Source organism: Nostoc sp. NMS8, from assembly GCF_017115045.1.
Lineage (GTDB): Bacteria > Cyanobacteriota > Cyanobacteriia > Cyanobacteriales > Nostocaceae > Nostoc.
In genome coordinates this window covers 23759-31270 of the sequence record NZ_JABXKK010000069.1, presented here as the reverse complement: position 1 = coordinate 31270, position 7512 = coordinate 23759, and the positions used below count along the sequence as shown (strand labels likewise).

Sequence of the window (7512 nt, the reverse complement as noted above, 5' to 3'; positions counted from 1 at the left end):
TATTACACGGTAAATCTACCGTTTTTATGTTAAGTAATATTTCGCCAACAGTATCCGTTTCGTGAGCGATCGCTAATTTTTCGTTTTGTTGGCGCAGTTCTTCTTCAACTATCTGGAGTTCTTCGAGAGTTTCCCGAAGTGTCTTACTATTTTGTATTTGTTCAGTAATATCACTAGCTCTGCTACTCACACCAAAAACTTTCCCGACTTCATTCTGCAAAATGATGTCTCGAATACTACCCACCATAAATTTATTACCAGTCTCATCCTCAAAGCAAGACTTTTTTGTAGAGATAAGATGGGTTATACCCTGAGGATCGGTAAAAATATCCTGGTTCTCATTAGTAATATTTGTGGTGAAAACCAGTTCATCTTTTTCCCGAAACACATCAACTTCAGTTTGCGGCAAAAAATCATAGTCTGACTTACCAATTAATTCTTCTCGGCTATAACCGACGAAATCACAGTAACTATCGTTAAGGAATACCCAGCGATGTTGACGATCTTTGACAAAAATTGGGTCAGATATGCCATTGATTATCTGATGCAGAAACGCCAGACAGAAGTTTTGCTGCTGCATGTTTTGTTTTGGCGCAGAGTTATCTAAGAATCTAGGATGGTTCATACCCAAATTTATCTCTAAAATCAAGCTAAACAGCTTTTGTTGATCTGAGTGTGTGTCAGCATGAGTAGTCTTTATTATTCCCAATCTAGCTACAAATGCAACAGGGGATTGGGGCTGGGAATTGAGAAGATTTTGTTTTCTTTGGGAACAAAGAGATTGGCTACGCCAACGCATTCATCGACTGTGACGCGGCTTTTTTGAGTAGCATATATTGATACGAAACCTTAAAATACTTACGGTGTCGTTAAATTCCTGGACTAGACTAGAACCACAGGGTAACAATCAAAGGAAGATTATGATGAGCGATCGCGACTATACCTTAATCATTGACAAAAGCGGTAGTATGTCCACACCCGATCAAGTGGGTGGTAGAAGTAGATGGGAAATCGCCCAAGAGTCTACTCTCGCTTTGGCCAGAAAGGCGGAACAGTTTGACCCCGATGGCATCACCGTTTATGTCTTTTCTGGTAGATTTAAACGCTACGATGATGTCACCTCAGCCAAAGTCGCGCAGATATTTCTCGAAAACGACCCTTCTGGCACAACGAACCTAGCAGGTGTACTCCAGGATGCACTCAATAACTACTTTCAACGCAAAGCAGCCGGTAAAAGTAAGCCAAACGGAGAGACAATTTTAGTTATTACCGATGGTGAACCAGACGATCGCAAAGCTGTATTTGAAGTAATTATTCATGCTACTCGCCAGATGGAACGTGATGAAGAATTAGGAATTTCAATCATTCAAGTAGGTTCAGATGCCCAAGCAACTAAGTTCCTCAAAGCTTTAGATGACCAGTTGCTAAGTGTCGGCGCTAAATTTGATATTTGTGATACCGTCACTTTAGACGACTTAGAAGAAATGAGCCTTGTAGATGTATTAACAAACGCAATAACTGACTAATGTTTTGATCGCTCATAGTCTAGTAACTCTTTACTATTAACTGGAGAATTTAATAATGCTAGAAAATCGTGACTATACTTTGATTATCGACAAAAGCGGCAGCATGGCAACCCAAGATCAAAAGGGTGGTAGAACTAGATGGGTTGCGGCACAAGAATCTACTTTAGCCTTAGCTAGTAAGTGTGAGCAATTTGACCCCGATGGCATAACCATTTATGTCTTTTCTGGTAGATTTAAGCGATACGAAAATGTGACATCTAGCATAGTACCGCAAATTTTCCGAGAGAATGACCCCTCTGGTACAACTGATTTGGCAGGTGTGTTAAAACACGCAACTGATGATTATCTGCAACGCAAAGCAGCCGGACAAACCAAGCCAAATGGTGAAACAATTTTAGTGGTTACTGATGGTGAACCGGACGATCGCAAAGCAGTTATGAGAGTAATTATTGAAGCTTCTCGCCGCATCGATCGAGATGAAGAATTAGCCATTTCCTTCATTCAAGTCGGCACAGATCCGCAAGCTACCCGCTTTCTCAAAGTCTTAGATGATGAACTCCAAAGTGCTGGTGCTAAATTTGATATCTGTGACACCATTACTATGGAAGATATGGAAGATTTGAGTCTATCAGAAGTGCTACTTAATGCCATTAATGACTAGCTATACCATTTATTAGGAATTGCCACAATGGATTCCATTGATAAGCTATTAGCTGAACTCCAAACTGAATATAAAGAAGTAAAACCACAACAGCAGCAATCAAAATCAGCCGCAGCCAAATCGTTTATTCCGACATCGCCAAAGTCGGCATCTTTTATGGATAACCTTTTGGCAGAAGTTAAAGCTGGTTTTGCCGAAGAGGATGCTGCTATTGAATTAAAAAGACAGCAAGAACTAGAACAGGAAAGAATTCGACAAGAACAACTTAAAGCCAAACAATTAGAGACTTTGAAGGTTCAAGCAAAACAATGGTTAGCTAAAGTAGATCCACTTTCGTCTGAAGGACTTTGGTTTGAAAGGTTTGCTGAAAGTTACCCCTCAAAATTAGAGGCAGCAATTGAATATTTACGAAACAACGAATAAAATAATTCGTAATTCGTAGAAATTTGCTAGCTTAAATTGAAAGTTAGCAATTATTATTTATTACTTATGCTCAATACTAATGGTGATTTGGTCTAGCTAAATGTTGCACAGCCCATTCATGCATAGCATAGAGAATTGGTTGCAAAGTTTCTCCTAAAGGCGTTATAGAATATTCTACTTTGGGTGGAATTTGGGGATAAACTTCTCGATGAATAATACCGTCTTCCTCCATTTCTCTAAGTTGCTGAGTTAGCATCTTTTGCGTAACTCCAGGCAAAGCGCGTTGCAACTCACCAAAGCGTTTTACGCCACTCATTAATTCTCTAATAATCAAAACTTTCCAGCGTCCGCCAATCACCTTTATGGTAGTTTCTACTTCACAAGTCAGTCTGAAATGGTTTTCTGCTTCAGCTTTCATAGTTTTTTAGGAATAGCCTAACTCAAGTTTGCTGGGTAGTAATGCTATTTATCTGATTTATTACTTGTTTTAGGTTTTCCATAACTAGTGTAGCAGCTTCGGGAATCTGACAAGTTTTTCATCAGGCTAGACCTATTGAGTTTTTGCACTTTAATAGCAGAAATCTGTCGAATCATCTTTTGAATTTTGAATTACTTGTGGCAGTATGTCAACAGTTAACAAATATATCTTTGTATTTTGCTAGTATCATCCCACAGAGGTAATGTAGGTGAGTTTAGATGGAGAGATTAACTAAACCAGTGCGATTTTGGCTTTGTGCAATTATCATAATTTGGGGTTTAATAGGCTGCGATCGCCTTATCGGTAATTCTGGAGAACCAGTTGAGCGAGTAAGTGATGGCGATACGTTAGTAGTCAAAGATACCAATGGCAAAAATTTTACTGTGCGCTTTGCTTGTGTAGATGCGCCAGAAATAGCCCATACAAACAAAGAAAAGCAGAGTAAACGCACTAGCGATCGCAATCAATTTACTTGGGGTGTAAAAGCTCAAGAACGGGTGCAAGAACTGGTGCAACAAGGAGGCGATCGCGTGACTTTGAATATCACCGATAGCGATCGCTATGGACGCAAAATTGCCGAAGTCCGTTTAAAAAATGGCACTTTTGTGCAACAGGTATTGTTGCAAGAAGGTTTAGCAAAAGTGTATCGTCCCTATTTAAATAAGTGTCCTAGTAAAGACTTAGTTCAACAAGCCGAAGCTAAGGCGAAAGAACAACGGCTTGGCATTTGGAGTGATACTAAATTTGTGAATCCTTGGGAATATCGCAGCCTATATAAAAAGTAAAAACTTGAAAATTCCTACTCTTCTCCCCAAGTTTGTAATTGCAAATACACTAGTACCAGCGTCACAGCTAATAACACCGTTGCGGCGGCTGCTGCATAACCAAAATCAAATTGAGCAAAAGCCTCTTGGTAAATGTAGTAAACCAGCAAATTAGTCGAATTCAGTGGGCCACCACCAGTCATCACATAAACTTGCTCAAAACTCCGCAATGTAAAAATCGCGGTAGTGATGATGGCAAATATCACAGTCGGGCGCAATCCAGGCAGAGTAATATACCAAAATTGTTGCCAAGCATTTGCCCCATCCAAATCTGCTGCTTCATAACGACTGGGCGGAATTGCTTGCAACCCTGCTAAAAAAACTACCATATTGAAACCGAGTTGTTTCCAAATACTCATTAAAATAATTACCGGCATTGCCCAAAATGTGTCCCCTAGCCAGGGTATAGCTGGAATGCCAAAAAAATCTAAGAGTCCGTTAACTGGCCCTGATGTTTGAAACAGCCAGCGAAATCCCAAACCTGCTGCCACAAGTGAAATAATTGAAGGTAAAAAATAAGCGCTTCGCAGGGTTCCCCGCAAGGGAATGGAGCGATTTAATAGTACCGCCAATCCCAAGGAGATAACTAAACTGGGAATGATGGTAGCAACAGTAAAATAAAAGGTGTTACCCAGAACTTGCCAGAAGTCGGGGTTGAGTAGCAAGCGCCAATAGTTTTTTAAGCCTATCCAATAAATACCTTTTAAGGTGAAACTACCAGCAGTGAAACTGAGGTAGAACAAATAAGCGATCGGCCAAATGATAAAAACGCCTAGTAAAATTAGTGCTGGTGTGAGAAAAATCCAGGCTGCTACTGTATCGTTATCCAACCACGACTTAGGATATATTTTTGGCATCTATAATTAACCCTCTTAGCTGTTTATGACCCTCCGCCCTGATTTTACCCTTAGCTTGGTTTTTTCTAGCTTGGGTAAGCTCTTGGTTCATAATTATCTCTAATTAGAGTCTTTGATACCTGAAAGAGTTTTAGAGTAAGTCTACTGCTTGTAAATAACCCAACCCCTAGAAGTCCATAACTTATACGATCCAAAAGCTCCATAGCTTACAATCTCATGTTTTGCCGACCTGGGGCATCCTGATTGACCTTGCTCACCAATGCAAAGGACATTCCATTCCTTATAAGTTGTTGCACTACCTGGTAATACAGGTTCAAACGAATTATCCACTTTTTTAAATTTTTTCAATAAATCATTTAAGGAATTAACTTGTTGAGCAGTAAGTGTATTCACTTCATAACTATGTCCAGGTATTGGCTTACCTGGAAATTGAATAACTTGATTTACAATTTGTAAGTTATCTTCACTGCTTGATTGAATTGACTTATCTTCACCTTTTAATGGGCTGACAACTGTATTTTGACGAGAAAATATTGAAATATAGCCTATTGACAAAACAAGAATGCTAGAACCAGCAATTACAGCAATTATTCTGTTAAGTATATTTCTATGTAATTGTTCTAAATTTTGATTATTTATGTTCTGCGGTTCCAATACTTCAATTGATTTTTGTACAACTTCTGCGATTACCTCACTCTTTTCAATTGATTTCGCTTCAATCTGCGCTACTTCCTGAGCAGAAAGCTCTAAAATATCCTGAAAACGTCGAAGTTCTTCACGAGTAGCATCACTAAGAGGATATTCAAACTGTATCGACTCTCTAAACACCTCTTCATACTGTTGCAGCTTTTGCTGATGTTCCTTGATCGCCACAACAATTGGCTTTTCAATTGCAGCCACATCCTCAGCAGTCAAATTCAACCCTTGATGATGTTGCATTAGTTGAGAGCGTTTGAAAGCACTAAGCGGATATTCTTGCTGAACAACTTCTGTAAACTCTTGCTCATATTGCCGCAAATTTGCTTGATGTGTTGCAATTTCCGCATTAATCCCCCTCTCGATCGCTCCCACATCCCCTTCACTCAACCCCAACGTCTGCCAGGTTTGCTGTAACTGTTTTCGCGTCACCTCATCTGGATAATGCTGGCGCTGAGTCGCCTTCACAAACGCCTGCTCGTACTGCTGGAGTTTTTGATGATAGCTTTCAATCTGGGTTGTGATTTGGGCTTCAATTGGTGTAACATCTACATCCGTCAATCCCAAGCGCTGCTGCTGTTGGCGTAAATCATTGCGGGTTGCCTCGCTGAAAGGATATTCCTGCTGTGTCGCAGTCAAAAACAGCCGTTCGTAGTCCTGGAGTTTTTGGTGATATGCCTCTACCTCAGCCGTAATCTGAAATTCTATCGCGGCAATATCTCCATTCGCAAGCTCTAATTGCTGCTGAGTTTGCCATAAGCGATCGCGGCTTGCCGTACTCAGGGGAAACTCTTGTCGCACTGCCGTTGTAAACGCTTGCTGATATGTTTGCAGGTTTTGCTGATGTGTCTTAAACCGTACAGTCACCAGTGCCTCAATCGGTATCGTGTCCTCATTCCGCAGCCCCAAAATTTGCTGGAGATTTTGCAGATCGTGGCGATCGCTATCGGTAATCGTCTCATCTCGCTCCAGTAATTCAGTAAACACCTGCTGATACTGCTGGAGTTTTTCGCCAAACTCCTTGCGATACGGTTCTAACACCTCATCTTCGATTGCCTTCGCTTCAGTTGTCTCCAATTCCAAGCGAGTCCTCAATACATCCAATGTGCGACGACCAACAAAGGAAATTTCGCCTCGATGAATAAATCGCGCAACCTCTTTACGGTATCGCTGTCTGGGATCGCCCGGAGCTACCTTTGCCAGTCGAATTTTAAAGCCTTCTCGAATTGCATAGATTTCCGGCTTCATCGCCGGCTGAATTTCTCGCACCTTCTGACTGGCGTATTCATGCAGTTCATCAATGGAGATAAACTCATCGCGATCGCGATCAGCTTCTCCCGACTTGATACCTTCAATCAAAAAACGAGTGTAAATCGATAAATCTTGCCCCTCTTGCTCAAAGGAATATTGAGTCGAAGTAGAAGAAGTCAATACAGCTCGTCCTTCACCGCCCAGTTGATCCCGAATGTCAATCGCGCCGTCATCTTTGGCAGACATCCCCTCGGCAAACGCGCCACTAAAGCAGCTATCTAGGATCACCACTTGCCGACGGGAGCGGCTTTCGCTCATGCGATCGTGAATAAAATTGGCAGACACCGACGTTGAGCGAATCAATTCGCCCTGCTGCGTTTTACTGGTGTTGCGAGTTGCCAGATACAGCCTACCGCGATCGTCTTTGATGCCATGTCCCGAAAAATACAGCAGCAGCAAATCATCTTTGTGCCGACTGGAGAATAGCGTTTCGATCGCCATTTCTACAATTTGTCGCTCAGGATTTTTTAACAAGGTAATATCTGACGCAGCAAATCCACCCATGTCTGTATGTAGAAGCACCTCTCGCAACGCTTCTACATCCTTAACTGCTCCAGGAAGAGGATTCAGCCCTGGTTCATACTCACTGACGCCAATCAGCAACGCTACCTTTGCCATTTAACTTACCTATGCTGCGATCAAATCCGATATGGCTTTAATCTCTGTGCTGTTTCCTTTATACCAAGTTTTAGAATATTATCTCTATCAACCGGACTAGTTATAAGTTAAATTTTTA

The 7512-nt window shown here is 41.2% G+C and carries 8 protein-coding genes; 4 read left to right on the top strand and 4 right to left on the bottom strand.

Translation table 11 applies throughout. From position 1 onward, the window contains the following. A partial coding sequence (locus HWQ39_RS14215) for a PAS domain-containing protein (RefSeq protein ID WP_292845783.1) occupies nt 1–625 on the bottom strand: 625 nt, incomplete at its 3' end. Nucleotides 626–920: 295 nt separating this feature from the next. Here HWQ39_RS14215 and HWQ39_RS14210 point away from each other — a divergent pair. Genes HWQ39_RS14210 through HWQ39_RS14200 form a run of 3 tightly spaced genes read left to right on the top strand, consistent with a single transcriptional unit; the run spans nt 921 to nt 2610 of the window. Continuing rightward, nucleotides 921–1526 (top strand): VWA domain-containing protein, encoded by a 606-nt coding sequence (locus HWQ39_RS14210; protein WP_292845785.1) that lies wholly within the window; start codon nt 921–923, stop codon nt 1524–1526. Between the two features lie 55 nt (nt 1527–1581). Beyond that, nucleotides 1582–2187, top strand: coding sequence for a VWA domain-containing protein (locus tag HWQ39_RS14205; protein ID WP_292845780.1), 606 nt, complete (start codon nt 1582–1584; stop codon nt 2185–2187). A 27-nt stretch (nt 2188–2214) separates the two neighbouring features. Further along, nucleotides 2215–2610: a hypothetical protein gene (locus HWQ39_RS14200; protein WP_292845777.1), complete on the top strand. Its 396-nt coding sequence runs from the start codon at nt 2215–2217 to the stop codon at nt 2608–2610. A gap of 76 nt (nt 2611–2686) precedes the next feature. Here the strand turns inward: HWQ39_RS14200 and HWQ39_RS14195 are convergent, their stop codons facing one another. Continuing rightward, nucleotides 2687–3028: a helix-turn-helix domain-containing protein gene (locus HWQ39_RS14195; protein WP_292845774.1), complete on the bottom strand. Its 342-nt coding sequence runs from the start codon at nt 3026–3028 to the stop codon at nt 2687–2689. Nucleotides 3029–3306: 278 nt separating this feature from the next. Here HWQ39_RS14195 and HWQ39_RS14190 point away from each other — a divergent pair, with 278 nt between their 5' ends. Next, nucleotides 3307–3873, top strand: coding sequence for a thermonuclease family protein (locus tag HWQ39_RS14190; protein WP_292845771.1), 567 nt, complete (start codon nt 3307–3309; stop codon nt 3871–3873). Between the two features lie 14 nt (nt 3874–3887). On the opposite strand, the gene HWQ39_RS14185 is transcribed toward HWQ39_RS14190, so the two are convergent. Together HWQ39_RS14185 and HWQ39_RS14180 are read right to left on the bottom strand one after the other, a co-directional pair. Further along, nucleotides 3888–4769 carry a carbohydrate ABC transporter permease gene (locus tag HWQ39_RS14185; protein ID WP_292845768.1) on the bottom strand — a complete coding sequence of 294 codons (882 nt, stop codon included), beginning with the start codon at nt 4767–4769 and terminating at the stop codon, nt 3888–3890. Between the two features lie 141 nt (nt 4770–4910). Continuing rightward, nucleotides 4911–7394: a caspase family protein gene (locus HWQ39_RS14180; protein WP_292845765.1), complete on the bottom strand. Its 2484-nt coding sequence runs from the start codon at nt 7392–7394 to the stop codon at nt 4911–4913. Between the last annotated feature and the right edge of the window lie 118 nt (nt 7395–7512).